15 protein-coding genes are annotated in these 18,106 nt (G+C 64.1%); 5 read left to right on the plus strand and 10 right to left on the minus strand.

Going from position 1 to position 18,106, the window contains the following annotated elements; translation table 11 throughout:
• Positions 1-4: 4 nt before the first annotated feature.
• From dnaK to pabB, 3 genes are all read left to right on the plus strand, one after another.
• A complete protein-coding gene (gene dnaK, locus NCT32_RS02020) occupies positions 5-1,960 on the plus strand; it encodes a molecular chaperone DnaK (RefSeq protein ID WP_061117766.1) in 1,956 nt (651 codons plus the stop codon).
• A gap of 236 nt (positions 1,961-2,196) precedes the next feature.
• Entirely contained in the window at positions 2,197-3,333 is a 1,137-nt protein-coding gene (gene dnaJ, locus NCT32_RS02025; RefSeq protein ID WP_061117765.1) for a molecular chaperone DnaJ, read from the plus strand.
• A gap of 37 nt (positions 3,334-3,370) precedes the next feature.
• Entirely contained in the window at positions 3,371-5,158 is a 1,788-nt protein-coding gene (gene pabB / locus NCT32_RS02030; RefSeq protein WP_061117883.1) for an aminodeoxychorismate synthase component I, read from the plus strand.
• Positions 5,159-5,161: 3 nt separating this feature from the next.
• Here the strand turns inward: pabB and dgoD are convergent, their stop codons facing one another.
• Entirely contained in the window at positions 5,162-6,310 is a 1,149-nt protein-coding gene (gene dgoD, locus NCT32_RS02035) for a galactonate dehydratase (RefSeq protein ID WP_061117764.1), read from the minus strand.
• Between the two features lie 181 nt (positions 6,311-6,491).
• Between dgoD and NCT32_RS02040 the strand changes: the two genes are divergently transcribed.
• Positions 6,492-7,127 carry a FadR/GntR family transcriptional regulator gene (locus tag NCT32_RS02040; RefSeq protein WP_409219251.1) on the plus strand — a complete coding sequence of 212 codons (636 nt, stop codon included), beginning with the start codon at positions 6,492-6,494 and terminating at the stop codon, positions 7,125-7,127.
• Here NCT32_RS02040 and NCT32_RS02045 read toward each other — a convergent pair.
• Positions 7,124-7,984 (minus strand): MBL fold metallo-hydrolase, encoded by an 861-nt coding sequence (locus NCT32_RS02045; RefSeq protein WP_061117762.1) that lies wholly within the window; start codon positions 7,982-7,984, stop codon positions 7,124-7,126. The two genes, NCT32_RS02040 and NCT32_RS02045, sit on opposite strands and share 4 nt — an antisense overlap.
• A gap of 162 nt (positions 7,985-8,146) precedes the next feature.
• Here NCT32_RS02045 and NCT32_RS02050 point away from each other — a divergent pair, with 162 nt between their 5' ends.
• A complete protein-coding gene (locus NCT32_RS02050; protein ID WP_061117761.1) occupies positions 8,147-9,160 on the plus strand; it encodes a DedA family protein/thiosulfate sulfurtransferase GlpE in 1,014 nt (337 codons plus the stop codon).
• Between the two features lies 1 nt (position 9,161).
• On the opposite strand, the gene NCT32_RS02055 is transcribed toward NCT32_RS02050, so the two are convergent.
• The 8 genes from NCT32_RS02055 to lnt all read right to left on the minus strand — a co-directional run bounded on the left by NCT32_RS02055 (position 9,162) and on the right by lnt (position 18,094).
• A complete protein-coding gene (locus NCT32_RS02055) occupies positions 9,162-10,091 on the minus strand; it encodes a DMT family transporter (protein WP_061117760.1) in 930 nt (309 codons plus the stop codon).
• Between the two features lie 149 nt (positions 10,092-10,240).
• Positions 10,241-10,627, minus strand: a complete 387-nt coding sequence (gene gloA / locus NCT32_RS02060; RefSeq protein ID WP_061117759.1) for a lactoylglutathione lyase — start codon at positions 10,625-10,627, stop codon at positions 10,241-10,243.
• Positions 10,628-10,708: 81 nt separating this feature from the next.
• Entirely contained in the window at positions 10,709-11,629 is a 921-nt protein-coding gene (locus tag NCT32_RS02065) for a M48 family metallopeptidase (RefSeq protein ID WP_061117882.1), read from the minus strand.
• Between the two features lie 82 nt (positions 11,630-11,711).
• Entirely contained in the window at positions 11,712-12,485 is a 774-nt protein-coding gene (locus NCT32_RS02070) for a 1-acyl-sn-glycerol-3-phosphate acyltransferase (RefSeq protein WP_061117758.1), read from the minus strand.
• 12 nt (positions 12,486-12,497) lie between these two features.
• Positions 12,498-13,070, minus strand: a complete 573-nt coding sequence (gene gmhB, locus NCT32_RS02075) for a D-glycero-beta-D-manno-heptose 1,7-bisphosphate 7-phosphatase (protein ID WP_061117757.1) — start codon at positions 13,068-13,070, stop codon at positions 12,498-12,500.
• 9 nt (positions 13,071-13,079) lie between these two features.
• A complete protein-coding gene (glyS, locus tag NCT32_RS02080) occupies positions 13,080-15,179 on the minus strand; it encodes a glycine--tRNA ligase subunit beta (protein WP_061117756.1) in 2,100 nt (699 codons plus the stop codon).
• 17 nt (positions 15,180-15,196) lie between these two features.
• A complete protein-coding gene (gene glyQ, locus NCT32_RS02085) occupies positions 15,197-16,225 on the minus strand; it encodes a glycine--tRNA ligase subunit alpha (RefSeq protein ID WP_086960944.1) in 1,029 nt (342 codons plus the stop codon).
• Positions 16,226-16,420: 195 nt separating this feature from the next.
• Positions 16,421-18,094 carry an apolipoprotein N-acyltransferase gene (gene lnt / locus NCT32_RS02090; RefSeq protein ID WP_061117755.1) on the minus strand — a complete coding sequence of 558 codons (1,674 nt, stop codon included), beginning with the start codon at positions 18,092-18,094 and terminating at the stop codon, positions 16,421-16,423.
• Positions 18,095-18,106 lie beyond the last annotated feature (12 nt).

Here is an 18,106-nt window from a genome sequence, read left to right on the forward strand (position 1 = left end):
AAAAATGGGCAAAATCATCGGCATCGACCTCGGCACCACGAACTCGTGCGTGGCGCTGATGGAAGGGAACCAGGTCAAGGTCATCGAGAACTCGGAAGGCGCGCGCACCACGCCGTCGATCATCGCTTACATGGATGACAACGAGATTCTCGTCGGCGCGCCTGCCAAGCGCCAGTCGGTCACCAATCCGAAGAACACGCTGTATGCGGTCAAGCGCCTGATCGGCCGCCGCTTCGACGAGAAGGAAGTGCAGAAGGACATCAACCTGATGCCCTACAAGATCGTCAAGCACGACAACGGCGACGCATGGGTCGAAGCGCACGGGAAAAACCTCGCGCCGTCGCAGGTTTCCGCCGAAGTCCTGCGCAAGATGAAGAAGACCGCTGAGGATTACCTCGGCGAGCCGGTCACGGAAGCTGTCATCACGGTGCCGGCGTACTTCAACGACAGCCAGCGTCAGGCAACGAAGGATGCGGGCCGCATCGCCGGTCTGGAAGTGAAGCGCATCATCAACGAGCCGACGGCAGCCGCGCTCGCGTTCGGTCTCGACAAGGCTGAAAAGGGTGACCGCAAGATCGCGGTGTTCGACCTCGGCGGCGGCACGTTCGATATCTCGATCATCGAAATTGCGGACGTGGACGGCGAAATGCAGTTCGAAGTGCTGTCGACGAACGGCGACACGTTCCTCGGCGGTGAAGACTTCGACCAGCGCATCATCGATTACATCATCGGCGAGTTCAAGAAAGAGCAGGGCGTCGATCTGTCGAAGGACGTGCTCGCGCTGCAGCGCCTGAAAGAAGCCGCTGAAAAGGCGAAGATCGAGCTGTCGTCGACGGCGCAGACCGACATCAACCTGCCTTACATCACGGCCGACGCGTCGGGTCCGAAGCACTTGAACCTCAAGTTCACCCGCGCGAAGCTCGAAGCGCTCGTCGAAGAGCTGATCGAGCGTACGATCGAACCGTGCCGCATCGCGATCAAGGATGCGGGCGTGAAGGTTGGCGACATCGACGACGTGATTCTCGTCGGCGGCATGACGCGCATGCCGAAGGTGCAGGAAAAGGTCAAGGAGTTCTTCGGCAAGGACCCGCGCCGTGACGTGAACCCGGACGAAGCGGTGGCCGTGGGCGCCGCGATCCAAGGTCAGGTTCTGTCGGGCGACCGCAAGGACGTTCTGCTGCTCGACGTGACGCCTCTGTCGCTTGGCATCGAGACGCTCGGCGGCGTGATGACGAAGATGATCAACAAGAATACGACGATCCCGACGAAGCACTCACAAGTGTATTCGACGGCCGACGACAACCAGGGCGCCGTGACTATCAAGGTGTTCCAGGGCGAGCGCGAAATGGCCGTGGGCAACAAGCTGCTCGGCGAGTTCAACCTCGAGGGCATTCCGCCCGCACCGCGCGGCGTGCCGCAGATCGAAGTGACCTTCGACATCGACGCGAACGGCATTCTGCACGTGGGCGCGAAGGACAAGGCGACGGGCAAGGAAAACAAGATCACCATCAAGGCGAACTCGGGTCTGACGGACGCGGAAATCGACAAGATGGTGAAGGACGCCGAAGCCAACGCCGAGGAAGATCACAAGCTGCGCGAGCTGGCCGATGCCCGCAACCAGGGTGACGCGCTGGTCCACAGCACGAAGAAGGCCGTTGCCGAGTATGGCGACAAGGTCGACGCTTCGGAAAAGGAAAAGATCGAAGCGGCGCTGAAGGACCTCGAAGACGCGCTGAAGAGCAGTTCGAGCGACAAGGCCACGATCGAAGCGAAGGTCGAGGCGCTGGCGCAAGCCTCGCAGAAGCTCGGCGAAAAGATGTACGCCGACATGCAGGCGCAGCAGGGCGCGGCGAGCGCGGCGGCGGGTGCCGCGGGCGCGGGCGCTTCGGCGGATGCGGGCGCGAGCCAGCATCACGACGATGTCGTCGATGCCGACTTCAAGGAAGTGAAGAAGGACTAAGCCGTGAGGGCGCGCGAGTGGCAACGCTCACGCGCTTTTCGGTGGCATCACCGGGACGCGTGACGCGTCTTACGTGTAACGCGCCTGGCGAGCCTCACGGCTCTCCGGGCACGTTGTTTTTTCAGAGGCGTCTTGATTTAGGCGAGGCGCGCGAAGTTTTACGCGCGAGTCGAAGCAACGGACTCGCAGCATCTGACAGGAACCGTCGCGGGTAAGCGCGGCGGCATCGAACCGACATGGCGAAACGGGATTACTACGACGTTCTGGGCGTCGCGAAAAACGCGAGCGACGACGAGATCAAGAAGGCGTATCGCAAGCTCGCGATGAAGTATCACCCTGACCGCAATCCGGACAACAAGAAGGCGGAAGAGAATTTCAAGGAGGCGAAGGAAGCCTACGAAATGCTCTCCGACCAGCAGAAGCGGGCCGCGTACGATCAGTACGGCCACGCGGGCGTCGATCCGAACATGGCGGGTGCGGGCGCACAGGGATTCGGCGGTTTCGCCGATGCCTTCGGCGATATCTTCGGCGACATCTTCGGACAGGCGGCCGGCGGTGCTGCTCGCGGCGGCCGAGGCGGCCCGCAGGTGTATCGCGGCGCGGACTTGCGCTACAGCATGGAGATCACGCTGGAGCAGGCGGCGCACGGCTACGACACGCAGATCCGCGTACCGAGCTGGGTGAACTGCAACGTATGTCACGGCTCGGGCGCGAAACCGGGCACCAAGCCGGAAACCTGCCCGACCTGTCATGGCCAGGGCCAGGTGCGCATGTCGCAGGGATTTTTCAGCATCCAGCAGACATGCCCGAAGTGCCACGGCAGCGGCAGCTACATTCCCGATCCGTGCGCCAATTGCCACGGCGCGGGCAAGGTGAAGGAAACGAAGACGCTGGAAGTGAAGATTCCGGCGGGCATCGACGACGGCATGCGCATCCGCTCGGCGGGCAACGGCGAGCCGGGTATCAACGGCGGACCGGCCGGCGACTTGTACGTGGAAATCCACATCAAGCAGCACACCGTGTTCGAACGCGACGGCGACGACCTCCATTGCCAGATGCCGATTCCGTTCACGACGGCGGCATTGGGCGGCGAGATCGAAGTGCCCACGCTGGCGGGTCGCGCGAGCTTCACGGTGCCGGAAGGCACGCAGTCCGGCAAGACGTTCCGTCTGCGCGGCAAGGGTATCAAGGGCTTGCGTTCGAGCATCGCCGGCGATCTCTATGTGCATGTGCAGGTGGAAACGCCGGTCAAGCTCACGGAACAGCAGCGTGATCTGCTGAAGCAGTTCGAGAAGTCGCTGGAGCAGGGCGGCGCGCGGCATAGTCCGCAAAGCAAAAGCTGGTTCGACCGTGTGAAGAGCTTCTTCGATTGATGCGGTTGAACGCGTTAAACGTCGTGCGAGCATGACGATGAAAACCGAAGAGCGCAGCGCGGTGTTCGCGCTGCTCGACGATTGCGATGCGACCGCCGAAAGGCGGTCGAGTCGTTTGTACACGGACTTCGCGCACGAACGCGCGTGCGCGGATGCGCGTGAGCTCGACGCGGTCTGCGGCGACATCGAACGCGACTTGCAATGCGGCCTCCATGCGGTCGTCGTCGCGGATTACGAGTTCGGACGCAATCTCCAGTTCGGCAGCATCGGACGCGGCGACGATCATGCGCTGCGCGTGCTCATGTTCCGCGAGTGCGCGCGTCTTTCGCGCGATGAGGTCGACGCCTGGCTCGCCTCGGAAGGCGATGACCTGACGGCAGGCATCGCGGGCCTCGAATCGAGCGTCACGCGCGATGAGTTCGATGCGTCGATCGCCGCTGTACAGGATGCGTTGCGCGCGGGCGAGTCATATCAGATCAACTACACCTTCCGTCTGCACTTCGACGTGTTCGGCACGCCGCTCGCGCTGTACCGGCGTTTGCGCGAGCGGCAGGCCGTGCATTACGGCGCGCTGATTGCGTTGCCCGATGGCAGGTCGGTGGTGTCGTGCTCCCCGGAATTATTCGTCGAGAAGCAGGGCGATCTGCTGCGCGCCCGGCCGATGAAAGGCACCGCGCCGCGCGACACCGATCCCGAAGCGCTGCGCCGTGATCCGAAGAATCGCGCCGAGAACGTAATGATCGTCGATCTGCTGCGCAACGACATGTCGCGCGTGGCGGTCACGGGTTCGGTGCATGTGCCCGTGCTGTTCGCGGTCGAGCCTTATGCGTCGGTGTGGCAGATGACCTCGACGATCGAAGCGCGCGTGATTCCCGGCACGTCGTTCGCCGGCATCGTGCGCGCGCTTTTTCCATGCGGTTCGATCACCGGCGCGCCGAAGTATCGGACGATGCAACTGATCGACGAAATCGAGAGCTCGCCGCGCGGCCTCTATACGGGCGCAATCGGCTGGCTGGATGCGAGCGGCGATTTTTGTCTGTCGGTGGCGATTCGCACACTCGTCGTCGATGCCGCGGGCAAACGCGGCGTGCTCGGCATCGGCGCGGGCATCGTGCTCGATAGCGTCGCGGCAGACGAATACGAGGAGTGTCTGTTGAAAGCACGCTTCCTGACCGGCGCGGACCCTGGCTTCGAACTCTTCGAGACGACCTATGCGACGCGCGACGAAGGCATTCGCTACTACGCGCGCCACGCCGCGCGACTGCAGGCAAGCGCCGCCTATCTCGGCTTTGCTTTCGACGAGCGCGCGCTCGCGGCTCAAGTCGAGAAGCAGTGCGCGCAATTCGACGCCGGCACGCCGTATCGTATGCGTATCGCGCTGGACAAGAACGGACGCATCACGATCACGAGCGCGCCGCTGGCGCCGTTGCCATCGGATACGGTGGAAGTGTTGCTCGCGTCCGATCGCGGCTTCGCACCACAATCGTCCGGCGATCCGCTGCTGCGTCACAAGACGACACGCCGCGCCGACTACGATCGCGCATGGAAAGCCGCCGAAGCCGAAGGCGCGTTCGACATGCTGTTCTTCAACGAACGCGGCGAGTTGACCGAAGGCGGCCGTTCGAGCGTCTTCGTGCAGCTCGACGGAAAGTGGTGGACGCCGCCCGTCGACGCCGGCGTGTTGCCAGGCGTGATGCGCGCGGTGCTCATCGAAGAACTCGGTGCCGCCGAACGCACGCTGACGATGGATGACTTGCAGAAAGCCGAAGCCCTGCTCATCAGCAACGCATTACGCGGTGCCGTGAAGGCAAGGCTTCGGCGCTAAGCATCACCACTCCGCGACGCTGCCGTCCGCATGACGCCAAACCGGATTGCGCCAGCGATGCCCGACCTTCGCCATCTCTCGCACCTTCTCCTCGTTCACCTCGATGCCGAGCCCCGGTCCCTGCGGGATCGAAACCATCCCGTCGTCATACTTGAAGACTTCCGGATTCTTGATGTAATCGAGCAGGTCGTTGCCCTTGTTGTAGTGAATGCCGAGGCTCTGCTCCTGAATGAACGCGTTGTAGCTCACCGCGTCGATCTGCAGGCAGGTCGCGAGCGCGATCGGCCCGAGCGGGCAATGCAGCGCGAGCGCGACGTCGTAGGCTTCAGCCATCGTCGCGATCTTGCGGCATTCGGTCAGGCCGCCCGCATGTGACGCATCCGGCTGAATGATGTCGACGTAACCGCCCGCCAGAATGTGCTTGAAGTCCCAGCGCGAGTAGAGCCGCTCGCCGAGCGCGATCGGCGTGCTCGTCTGGCTGACGATATCGCGCAGCGCCTCGACGTTCTCCGACAGCACCGGCTCTTCGATGAACATCAGCTTGAACGGATCGAGTTCCTTCGCGAGCACCTTCGCCATCGGCTTGTGGACGCGTCCGTGAAAGTCGACGCCGATCCCCACATTCGGACCGACGGCCTCGCGCACCGCGTGCACGTTGTCGATCACGCCTTGCACCTTGTCGAAGGTATCGATGATCTGCAACTCTTCCGAGCCGTTCATCTTCACGGCCTTGAAGCCGCGTTCTACCACCGCGCGCGCGTTATTCGCGACATCGCTCGGACGGTCGCCGCCGATCCATGAATACACCTTGATCTTGTCGCGCACCTGGCCGCCGAGCAGCGCGTGCACCGGCACGCCGTGATGCTTGCCGAGAATGTCCCACAACGCCTGATCGACGCCCGCGATCGCGCTCATGCCGATAGGACCGCCGCGATAAAACCCGGAGCGGTACATCACCTGCCACAGGTCTTCGATATGACGCGGGTCTTTGCCGACCAGATAGTCGGCGAGTTCGTCCACCGCGGCGGCCACCGTATGTGCGCGGCCTTCGACAACCGGCTCGCCCCAGCCGGTGATGCCTTCGTCCGTCTCGATCTTGAGGAAGCACCAGCGCGGCGGAACGATAAAAGTTTCGAGCTTCGTGATTTTCATTGAGCGTCTCCTGAAGGGTTATCCATGTTAGCAAAAAGCCGCGATCAAGGCATATTAATAGTATTATTGTATTTAAGTCGGGTTCTACGAAACATCAGTCGAATAGCCCATAATCGTGCCCACACTAAAGGAGACGACCATTCACCGGGATCTACATGGCCGCGTCGCGCATGAACTGGGCATGGCCATTCTGCGCGGGGACTTCGCGCCCGGTTCGCCTCTGCCGCGCGAAGCGGAATTGATGGAGCGCTTCGGCGTGAGCCGCACGGTGCTCCGCGAGGCGTTACGCACGCTCACATCGAAAGGGCTGATCGAGTCGCGCCCGAAGGTCGGCACGCGCGTGCGCGCGAAGGATGCCTGGAATCTGCTCGACGTCGATATGCTCGACTGGTACTCGCGCGTCGCGCCGCCGCTGCAATTCGCGCTAAAGCTCCAGGAAATGCGCGAGATGATCGAGCCGTACGCCGCCGCGCTTGCCGCCGGCAACCACGAGGACCGCACGCGCGAGCGCCTCACGCGCGCGCATCAGGCGATGGCCGGCGCACAGAATGTCGAAGAATGGGTGCGCGCGGACCTCGATTTCCATCTGTGCGTGCTCGCCGCGTGCAGCAACGAATTGCTGATACCGCTCGGCGCGCTCATCGAGCGCACGCTGGAAGGCCAGTTGCGCCTGAACGCCAAACGCGCCGATGTCTACAACGCGTCGCTCGCGGAGCATACGGCCGTGTTCGAGGCGATCATCGCGCGCGATTCGACCGGTGCGCGCCGCGCGATGGCCGATCTGCTCGGCATGACGCGCAGCAGGATTGAAGGCTAAAAAGCGTTCAGCGGAATCTTCAGATACGTCGTGCCGTTGCCGGCCGCTTCAGGAAAGTGGCCCGCGCGGATGTTCACCTGGATCGCCGGCAGAATGAGCGTCGGCATGTCGAGGGTCGCGTCGCGTGCCTCGCGCATCGCCACGAATTCGTCCTCGGTCTTGCCGCCCCCGACGTGAATGTTCTGCTCACGCTGCTCGCGCACCGTGGATTGCCAGCGCGGGGCGCGCGTGTCGGACGGATAGTCGTGGCACACGAAGAGCCGCGTGTCCGGATCGAGCGCGAGCAGGCGCTGGATCGATCGATACAGCCGGCGCGCGCTGCCGCCGGGAAAATCGCAGCGCGCGGTCCCGACGTCCGGCATGAAGAGCGTGTCGCCGACGAACACCGCATCGCCGATCCGATACGCCACGTCGGCGGGCGTGTGGCCCGGCACGAAGAGCGCGGTGGCTTCGAGCTCGCCGATCATGAAGCGCTCGCCGTCCGCAAAGAGATGATCGAATTGCGAGCCGTCGAGCCGAAACTCCGGCTCGAGATCGAAGATCTTCTTGAACACGCCCTGCACGGCGCGTATCGATTCGCCGATGCCGATCTTCCCGCCGAGCATGCGCTTCAGATACGGCGCCGCCGAAAGATGGTCGGCATGCGCATGTGTCTCCAGAATCCATTCGACGGCAAGCCGCTCTTCGCGCACGAACTCGATGACCGCATCGGCTGATTGCGTCGACGTGCGCGCGGCTTTGGGGTCGTAGTCGAGCACGGGATCGATGATCGCCGCCGCCGAACCGGCCTTCGCGTAGACGACATACGTCATCGTGCCGGTGTTGATATCGAAGAAAGGCTGAATGATGGGTTGCACGCTGATTCCCCCGGCTGCCGTGCGGCGCGTCGACTCGCGTCGTGCTCTCGTCGCCCTGATCGATTGGGCGTGTTTGTCAGGATCGCGATACAGTGTAACCTTTTGCGCCGGACCCGAACGCGCCGGCGGTCATCTCCACGGAAGCTCCATCAAGAGGTTCGAATGCCGCACGTCCCGACTTCGCTCGCGTCGTCGTGGGGCGCGTGGGCCGTCTTCGTCAGCGTCCTCGCGACGCAGCTCGGCGTGCCCGTCCCCGCCGCGCCGATGCTGATTCTCGCCGGCACGCTCGTCGCCGCCGGCAACGCGCCGTTCTGGCAGATGCTCGCGGCGGCAGTGCTCGCCGTGCTCATCGCCGATTCGCTCTGGTTCGCCGCCGGCCGACTCTACGGCCGGCGCTTTCTCAATTCGCTCGTGCGCTTCTCGCTGTCGATCGATACGACGTTGCGCACCGCGCGCCGCTGGTTCGAGCGCTTCGGCGTGCCGCTGCTCGCGCTGTCGAAGTTTGTGCCCGGGCTCGGGCTCGTGTCGGCGCCGCTGCTCGGCACCACGCAGATCGAAGTGCGCGTCTTTCTGCTGTGGGATCTGATCGGCGCGACGGCGTGGGCGAGTTTCTGGATGCTCGGCGGCGCGGCGCTGCAGGAACAGATCGGACGGCTCGTCATCCTGGTGCGCGCCAACGGCACGACGGTGATCGACATTCTCGTGATGGTCGCGCTCGGCTTCATGCTGTATCGATGGATCCGCCGCGAGCAATTTCGCCAGTGGCTCGCGAAGTATCACATCACGCCGGATCAACTCGACGCGATGATGCGTTCCGACACGCCGCCCGTGATCTACGACGCGCGCCCGGCGGAGATCCGCCGCCGCGAGCCGTATCGCATCGCGGGCGCGATCGCGCTGGATCTCGATTCGCCCGATCGCGTCGATCAGTTGTATTCGGAGCACGAGGTGGTCGTGTATTGCGTGTGCCCGAACGAGGCGACCGCGAAGACCATCGCACGGCAGTTGCGCGCGAAGGGGTTCAGGCACGTGCGGCCGCTGAAGGGCGGGCTGGATGCGTGGGAGAAGCACGGCTATCCGGTCGAACCGATGCCGGCGGAGCACCTTCACGCCGCCGCCGACCAAGACGACATCGATCACGACATGGTCACGATTCGCGCGACCGCGCCCGAATGATCTACGTCCGGCGCGCCGGCCGGTTCACCAGCGCGATGCCCGCGAGGACCATCGCCGCGGCGACCATGAAACGCGCGGTGAAATGCTCGCCGAGCAGAAGCACGCCGAAGGTGACGCCGAAGATCGGCGTGAGAAACGAGAACACCGAAAGCCGCGACGCCATATAGCGCGTGAGCAGCCAGAACCAGGTCAGATAGCTGATGAACGCGACGACGATCGCCTGATACGCGAGACTCGCGATCGCGAGCGTCGAGACGGCTTCGACGTGCGTCTGCCCGATGCCTGCCGCGAGCGCGAGCAGCAGCACCGCCGACACCGCCAGTTGATAGAACAGCGTCTTGCTCGCGCTTGCCCGCGCCAGCGACGACGCACGCACGACCACGGTCGTGGCGGCCCAGAAGATGCCGGCCATGATGCCGAGCGCATCGCCCGCGATACCCTGCAACGTCGATGCGCTATTCGGATTGCCGTGCAGAAAACCGTCGGCGAACGCGAGTGCGATGCCGCAGAACGCGAGCACGATGCCGCACCACTGCGTGCGAGAGAGCCGCTCGCCGGCCACGAATGCGTGCAGGCCGAGCGCCGTGAAGCAGGGCGCGGTGTAGAGAAACACGGCCATGCGCGTTGCGGTGGTGAGACTCAGGCCGAAGAATATGCAGACGAACTCGCCGCCGAAGAGCAGGCCCGCGAGCAAGCCGGCGGGCAACGTGTCGTCGCGCTGGAAGAGCGGCACGCCGCGCGTGCGCGTCCAGATCCATACAAGCAGTGTTGCGATGAGCGAGCGGATGCCGGCTTGCAGCATTGGCGGAATCGACGCGTTCGCTTCCTTGATCGCGACTTGCTGGAATCCCCATGCGCCGCACAGCGCGATCATCACGACGATGGCGGTGGTGTCGGGGGCGCGGCGCAGGGCGAGGGACGGCGTGTTCATTGGCTGGCTCTTGAACGTGGCCGCAGAGGCCATGCACTGATTTGGAGCGTCGATTGTGCCAGCGAACGGGCCCTGATGAGCGAAAGGTCGCGATGAGCCCGTGGAGATTGCGCGCCGCGACGAATGCGCGGCGCGAGTTCATGCGTGAATCAGGAATGCTTTTCGATCAGTTCGACCTTGTAGCCGTCCGGATCTTCGACGAACGCAATCACGGTCGTGCCGCCCTTCACGGGACCGGCTTCGCGGGTGACCTTGCCGCCCGCCTGGCGAATGCGCTCGCATGCGTCGGCGGCGTCGTCGACTTCGAGCGCGATATGGCCATATGCCGTGCCGAGGTCGTACTTGTCGGTGCCCCAGTTGTAGGTGAGTTCGAGCACGCTGTTCTCGCTTTCCGGGCCGTAGCCGACGAAAGCGAGCGTGTACTTGTACTCCGTGTTTTCGCTTTGACGCAGCACTTTCATGCCGAGAATGCGCGTATAGAAATCGATGGAACGCTGCAGGTCGCCGACGCGCAGCATCGTATGGAGGAGTCGCATGGTGGGGTTCCTGTTGTGTGTGGTTTGCGGGGGACAGGAAAGAAATTGTACCGTCGGCGCCGGACGCCCGCTGACGATGCGTCAGAGCGCCGGAAGCAGATCCGGCGGATGATGCTTCAATGTATGCCGCGCCTCGCGGAACTCCGGGAAGATCGATTCGACCGTCTGCCAGAAGCGCGGGCTGTGGTTCATCTCGCGCAGATGCGCGAGCTCGTGCGCGACGACGTAATCGATGATCGACATCGGGAAATGAATGAGCCGCCAGTTCAGGCGGATCTTGCCGTCGCTGGAACAACTGCCCCAGCGCGTCGCCGCCGATGACAACGCGTACGCGCGATACTCGACGCCGAGCTTCGCCGCATACACCGCGAGCCGCTCGCCGAAGATGCGCTTTGCTTCCGATTGCAGCCAGCCTTGCACGCGATCCTTGATCTGCTGCGCGTCGGCGAAGGCGGGCATGGCGAGCGAGAGCACGTTGGTGGCGTCGTCGAAGGACAGCGCGCTCGCCGCCGATCCGAGCGACACGCTGATCGTCTTGCCGAGATACGGAAACTGAGCGCCGTCCTTCCAGTCGATGCGCGGCAGTGCGCGCTGCTCGACGCGCGTCTGCCATTCGGTGAGCTTCTTGACGATCCAGTTCTGCTTGTCGAGGATCGCGCTTTCGATGTCCGCGATCGTCACCCAGCGCGGCGCGGTGATCGCGAGCCCGGTGCCGTCGATGCAAAAGCCGATCGTGCGCCGCGACGAACGCCTCAGCCGATACTCGAGCGCGCCCGCCTTGAGCGCGATGCGGCGCAGGCGCACGCCATCGGGCAGCGGCGCCGCCGGAGTTGCTGGTGTCAGGACGGGGAGGGGATCGGCGGCAGGGACGTCGCCACGCAGCGGAGCGGGTGCGCTCGCGGGCGGCGCGCCGGAGTATGCCGGCGCATGCTCGAACGGCAGATCGAGCTGCAGGGTATCGAGCGCGACGGCGGGACGCTGTCGCGATGGGGCTTTCTGCATCGGCTCGGCTTTGCGCTCACGGCGCAGGAATGACGAGAAGAATGAGTAAGGCACGCCGCGGCTCGATCCGAACGCCGCCGCTTCAGCGGCCCGCGCCCGCGGCGCCGGCTTCACCCGGCTGCGCGTTCGGCGCGGCATAAGCATGCGGATCGATGCGGCGCATTTCCGCCTCGATCCAGCTTTCGACGCGCGTGTTCACTTCCTCGGGCGTGAGGCCGGCTGTATCGATCGGCTTGCCGATCGACACCGTGACTATACCCGGATATTTGATAAAGGAATTGCGTGGCCAGACGTGCCCCGCGTTGTGCGCGATGGGCACGACCGGTGCGCCGGTCACGACGGCGAAGCGCGCGCCGCCGGTCTTGTACTTGCCCTGGCTGCCGACTCGCGTGCGCGTACCTTCGGGAAACATGATGACCCACGCGCCTTCTTCCATGCGTGCGCGGCCCTGGCGCGTGACCGATGCGAACGCGTCGCGGCCCTGCTTGCGATCGATGTGCACCATCTTGAGCAGCCCGAGCGCCCAGCCGAAGAACGGTACGTAGAGCAGCTCGCGCTTGAACACGTAGCAGAGCGGCCGCGGCATCAGCGCGGGAAACGCGAGCGTCTCCCACGCGGACTGGTGCTTGGACAGCAGCACGGCCGGCCCATTCGGCAGGTTCTCCATGCCTTCGATCGTGTAGCGTATCCCGATCAGATGTCGCAACACGACGATGGTCGATTTGCACCAGCCGGCCGCCATCCAGTAGCGCTTGTCGGCGCGCATGAACGGAAACGCAATGAAGCAGGCGATCGCGTACGGCGTCGTGTACGCGATGAAGTAGAGCATCAACAGCAAAGAACGGATGAAGCGCATGGCGTCTCGGTGTTACTGGGCCGCGGAGCGGTCCTGATGCCGTGCGAGGAAGTCGAGCGCGAACGCGCGCAAGTCCTTGTGAACGACGGTGCCTTCGGGCAACTGACCTTCCTTGAGCGTCTTTTCGCCCTTGCCGGTGAGCACGAGATGCACGGGGAAGCCGAGCGCCGCGCCCGCCTGCAGATCGCGCAGCGAATCGCCGACGACGGGCGTAATTTCAGGATCGATCTCGAAGCGGTCGATGATCTGCTGCAACATGCCGGGCCTCGGCTTCCTGCAATCGCATTGATCTTCCGCCGTGTGCGGGCAGAAGAACACCGCGTCGATGCGCCCGCCGACGGCCGCGACCGCGCGATTCATCTTTTGATGCATCGCGTTCAGCGCGGCCATGTCGAAGAGACCGCGCCCGATGCCCGACTGATTCGATGCGATCGCGACGCGATAGCCCGACTGATTCAGGCGCGCAATGGCTTCGAGGCTGCCGGGAATGGCGACCCATTCGTCCGGCGACTTGATGAACGCATCGGAATCGACGTTGATGACGCCGTCTCGATCGAGGATGACCAGTTTTCGGTTCATGACCATGGCGGCGCGTCAGGCAGCGAGCTTCGAAATATCGGCGACGCAGTTCATCTGCTGATGCAATGCGTTGAGCAATGCGAGCCGATTGTTGCGCAGCGCGGGATCTTCCGCGTTCACCATCACATCGTTGAAGAACGTGTCGACGCTCTCGCGCAATGCGGCGAGCGCGCTCAACGCTTCCGTATAGTTGCGCGCGGCGAGCTGGCTCTGCACGCGCGGCGTCACCTGCTCGATCTGCGCGTAGAGATTCTTTTCCGCCGCTTCGACGAGCAACGCCTTGTTCACCGACGAAGGCGCGCCTTGCTCCGACTTCTTCAGAATGTTCGAGATGCGCTTGTTGGCCGCCGCGAGCGCCGCCGCTTCGGGCAGCGCGGCGAACTCGCGCACGGCATCGAGGCGCGCGACGATGTCGTCGAGACGCGTCGGGTTCAGGCTCAGCACCGCTTCGATATCGTTCGCTTCGAAGCCGCGTTCGCGCAACAGACCGCGCAGGCGATCGAGGAAGAACGCGTAGATGGCGTCGGTCGAATCGGCGACTTGCGGTATGCCTGCGAACTGGCGTTGCGCCACGCCGACGAGATCGCGCAGATCGATCGGCAGCTTCTTTTCCAGCAGGATGCGCAGCACGCCGAGCGCGTGACGGCGTAGCGCAAACGGATCTTTCTCGCCGGTCGGCGCGAGGCCGATACCCCAGATACCGACGATCGTCTCCAGCTTGTCCGCGAGCGCGACCGCGGCGCCGACGCCGGTCGATGGCGTTTCATCGCCCGAAAAGCGCGGCTGATAGTGCTCCGAGCACGCGAGCGCGACTTCTTCCGGCTCGCCGTCGTGACGTGCGTAATACGTGCCCATCGTCCCTTGCAGCTCCGGGAACTCGCCGACCATGTCGGTCAGCAAGTCGGCCTTCGCGAGGCGCGCGGCGCGGCGGGTGAGCGCGGCATCGACGCCGACCATCGGCGCGATTTCACCTGCCAGCGCCTCGAGACGCTCGACGCGTTGCAACGTCGAACCGAGCTTGTTGTGATAGACGACGTTCGCGAGCAGCGGCACGCGATCTTCGAGACGCTTCTTCTTGTCCTGGGTGAAGAAGAACTTCGCATCGGCCAGGCGCGGGCGCACGACGCGCTCGTTGCCTTCGACGATCTCGCCGGGCGTCTTCGTATCGATGTTCGACACGATCAGGAAGCGCGAGCGCAGCTTGCCGTGCTGGTCGGTGAGCGCGAAGTACTTCTGGTTGGTCTGCATCGTGAGGATCAGACATTCCTGCGGCACCTGCAGGAACTCCTCGTCGAAGCGGCATTCGTAGACGACCGGCCATTCGACGAGCGCGTTCACTTCGTCGAGCAGCGCTTCGGGCATCACGACGCGGTCAACTCCTGCGAACGCCAGAAGTTGCGTGCGAATCGACTCGCGGCGATCCTCGAAGTTGGCGACCACATGCCCCTTGCTGCGCAGCGTGTCGGCGTAATCGTCTGCGTGCGGAATCGCGACGAAGCCTTCCGACATGAATCGATGGCCGATGGTCGTATCGCCCGAATCGACGCCAAGCGCGCTGACCGGCACGATATTGCGCCCGTGCATGGCGATCAGGCGCTGCACCGGACGCACGAACTGCACGCTGGTGCCGTCCGGACGCTGGTAAGTCATGACCTTCGGAATCGGCAACTTGCCGAGTGTTTCATCGAGCGCGGCTTGCAGCCCGTCGGCGAGCGTCGCGCCGGGCGCGGCATAGCGCAGGAAGAACGCTTCCGCCTTGCCGTCCTGTGCGCGTTCGAGTTCGGCGAGCGGGAAGTCGGGGAAGCCGAGCGCCGCGAGCTTCTTCGCGAGCGGCGCCGTAGGGTTGCCTTCCTTGTCGAGCGCGACCGTCACCGGCAGCACTTTCTCGCGCACCTGCTTTTGCGGCGCGACATCGCGCACGTTCCGGATGAGCACGGCGAGGCGGCGCGGCGTCGCGTACTTTTCGAACGAGGGCGCGCCGTCGATCAGATCGCGTGCGGCGAGACGTTCGACGATGCCGTCGGCGAAAGCGGTGCCGAGACGCGCGAGCGCCTTCGGCGGCAGTTCCTCGGTGAGCAGCTCGACGAGCAGAGAAGCGTGTTTGGATTGCGTCATTGTTCTGTCGAGCCTCGTCAAACCTGTTCGTTGTTGCTGCGTTCGCCCGGCGGCGTGCTTTCCGGCTTGAGCGGCGGCGCCCACGCGGGGCGCTGCGCTTCCTGCTCGTCGGTGACGAGGTCGCGATCGCCTCGCACCGGGTTGCCGAGCATCGGGAAGCCGAGCGCTTCGCGCGAATCGTAGTAAGCCTGCGCGACGAGACGCGACAGCGCACGGATGCGGCCGATGTACGCCGCGCGCTCCGTGACGGAAATGGCGCCGCGCGCATCGAGCAGATTGAACGTGTGGCCCGCCTTCAGCACGAGTTCATATGCGGGCAGCGCGAGCTTTGCGTCGATCATCTTCTTCGCTTCTTCTTCGTAGCTCTTGAAGAAGGTGAAGAGCAGGTCGACGTTCGCATGCTCGAAGTTATAGGTGGACTGTTCGACTTCGTTCTGGTGATACACGTCACCGTAGGTCAGCCGGCGCAGCACGCGGCCGTTCGGACCGTCTTCTTCCCATTCGGTCCAGACGAGGTCGTACACGTTCTCGACCTTTTGCAGATACATCGCGAGACGTTCGAGGCCGTAGGTGATTTCGCCGAGCACCGGCTTGCAATCGATGCCGCCCGCCTGCTGGAAATACGTGAACTGCGTCACTTCCATGCCGTTGAGCCACACTTCCCAGCCGAGGCCCCACGCGCCGAGCGTGGGGTTCTCCCAGTCGTCCTCGACGAAGCGCACGTCGTTCTGCTTCAGATCGAAGCCGAGCGCTTCGAGCGAGCCGAGGTACAGATCGAGGATGTTTTCAGGCGCGGGTTTCAGCACGACCTGATACTGATAGTAGTGCTGCAGGCGGTTCGGATTCTCGCCATAGCGGCCGTCCTTCGGGCGGCGCGACGGTTGAACGTAGGCCGCGCGCCACGGCTCGGGGCCGATCGCGCGCAGGAACGTGTGGACGTGCGAGGTGCCCGCGCCGACTTCCATGTCGATCGGCTGGAGGAGCGCGCAGCCCTTCTCGTTCCAGTAGGACTGCAGCGTCAGAATGATTTGCTGGAATGTGAGCATGATTGCCTTTTGCGGGGCGGACGCGGCGCGGCCATCGTCGGGACGACGCGACTCGGAGGCTCGGCCAAAGTGCTGAAACGGGGAATTTTAGCCGAACGGCTGGGCGGCTGCGGCTTTTTGGGAATCGACGCGCCTGCGGAAACAGACGCGCGGGCCGCGTCGCATGGCGCAACGCGGCATCGTTTCAGTCGATGTTCAGCGCGCGTCCGAACGTTTCCGGTCAGGTGCAAACGCAAACCCGAACGCGAGCAACAAGAGCGACATCGCGATCACCGTCATATTCCCGCTCGTCACATACGGCGTGCTGCCCGACGTCCCTTGCACGCGCGCTTCGAGCACGCCGGTCGTGAAGGTCGGCAGCTTCGAGACGACATCGCCGTTCGCCGCGATCACCGCCGTCATGCCGGTGTTGGTAGCGCGCAGCATCGGCCGGCCGGTTTCGATCGATCGCATGCGCGCGATCTGAAGATGCTGATCGAGCGCAATCGTATTGCCGAACCACGCGAGGTTTGTCGAGTTGACCAGAATGCCCGCAGGCGTTTCCTGCTCGCGGATCGTGCGCGCGATCTCTTCGCCGAAGATGTCCTCGTAGCAGATATCCACGGCGACCGGCTGGTTGTGCACGATGAACGCCTTCTGCGCGATCGGCCCGCGCGCGAGATCGCCGAGCGGAATGCCCATCATGCGCACGAACCAGTGAAAGCCGAGCGGCACGAATTCTCCGAAGGGCACGAGATGATGCTTGTCGTAGCGGTACACGCCGTTCACGTGCGGCGTGACGCCGAAGAGGCTGTTGGTGTAATCGGTCGCGCGGCCATCGGGGAGAATCGTGACGCCGATCGCGCCGAAGAGAATCGACGAGTTCGTGTCGTCCGCGAAGTTCCGGATCGCGACGGCGAAGTCTCGAGGAATCTGCACGGACAAGACGGGCAGCGCAGTTTCCGGCGTGACGATCAGATCGGCGGGCTTCTCGGTGATGAGCCGCTGGTAGAGCGCGAGCGATTCATCGACACCGGCCTGTTCGAACTTCATTTCCTGTTTCACATTGCCTTGCAGGAGACGCACATCGAGAGGGGCGTTGGCGGGCGTCGTCCATTCGACGAACGATAGCAGCATGCCCCCGACGATCAGCGCAATGGCAACAGCCGCGGGGATCAGCGCACGCGCGCCACGGCCCGCATGCCGCCAGTGATACAGCGCCTGCACGATCAGCGCCGCGACGAGCGCGAGCACCCAGCCCACACCGTACACGCCGACGAGCGCGCCGAAGCCCTTGAGCGGTCCGTCGACTTGCGCATAACCGCTCGCGAGCCACGGAAAGCCCGTGAACACGAGTCCACGCAGCCATTCGCCGAGCGCCCACGCGCTCGCGAACGCAAACGCGCCGTGCCATGTCGGCGCAAAGCGCGGCGAGGCGTCGATGTCGCGTGCGGTGGCCGTGTCTTCATCGCCGAAGCGCGCGCGGCCCGCGACGAACGACCAGACCGCGCTCGCCAGCGCCGGATAAATCGCGAGGTAAAGCGAAAACAGCGCGACGGCCGCTGCGGCGAGCGGCGCGGCCATCCCGCCGTAGACATGCATGCTCACGTAGAGCCACCACACGCCCGTGACGAAGTTGCCGAAGCCGAACGCCCAGCCGGTCGCGGCGGCGCTGCGCCAGTTGCCGGTGCGCGTGAGCCACGCGAAAAAGAGCGCGAAGATGACGAGCTCGATCCAGCCGCCGTGCGGCGTCGGGGCGAAGGAGAGCGTATTGATGGCGCCGAGCACGGCGGCCACGAGGTAATGCCAGAAGGGCAACGCGCGCGGCGACTCGGAGATGAGGGATGCGTCGCGTTGACGGGAGAGGAAACGAAACGATGAATCGGCCATTAATGACGGTCG

It is taken from the genome of Caballeronia sp. INML2 (assembly GCF_023631365.1).
Taxonomy (GTDB): Bacteria; Pseudomonadota; Gammaproteobacteria; order Burkholderiales; family Burkholderiaceae; genus Caballeronia; species Caballeronia turbans.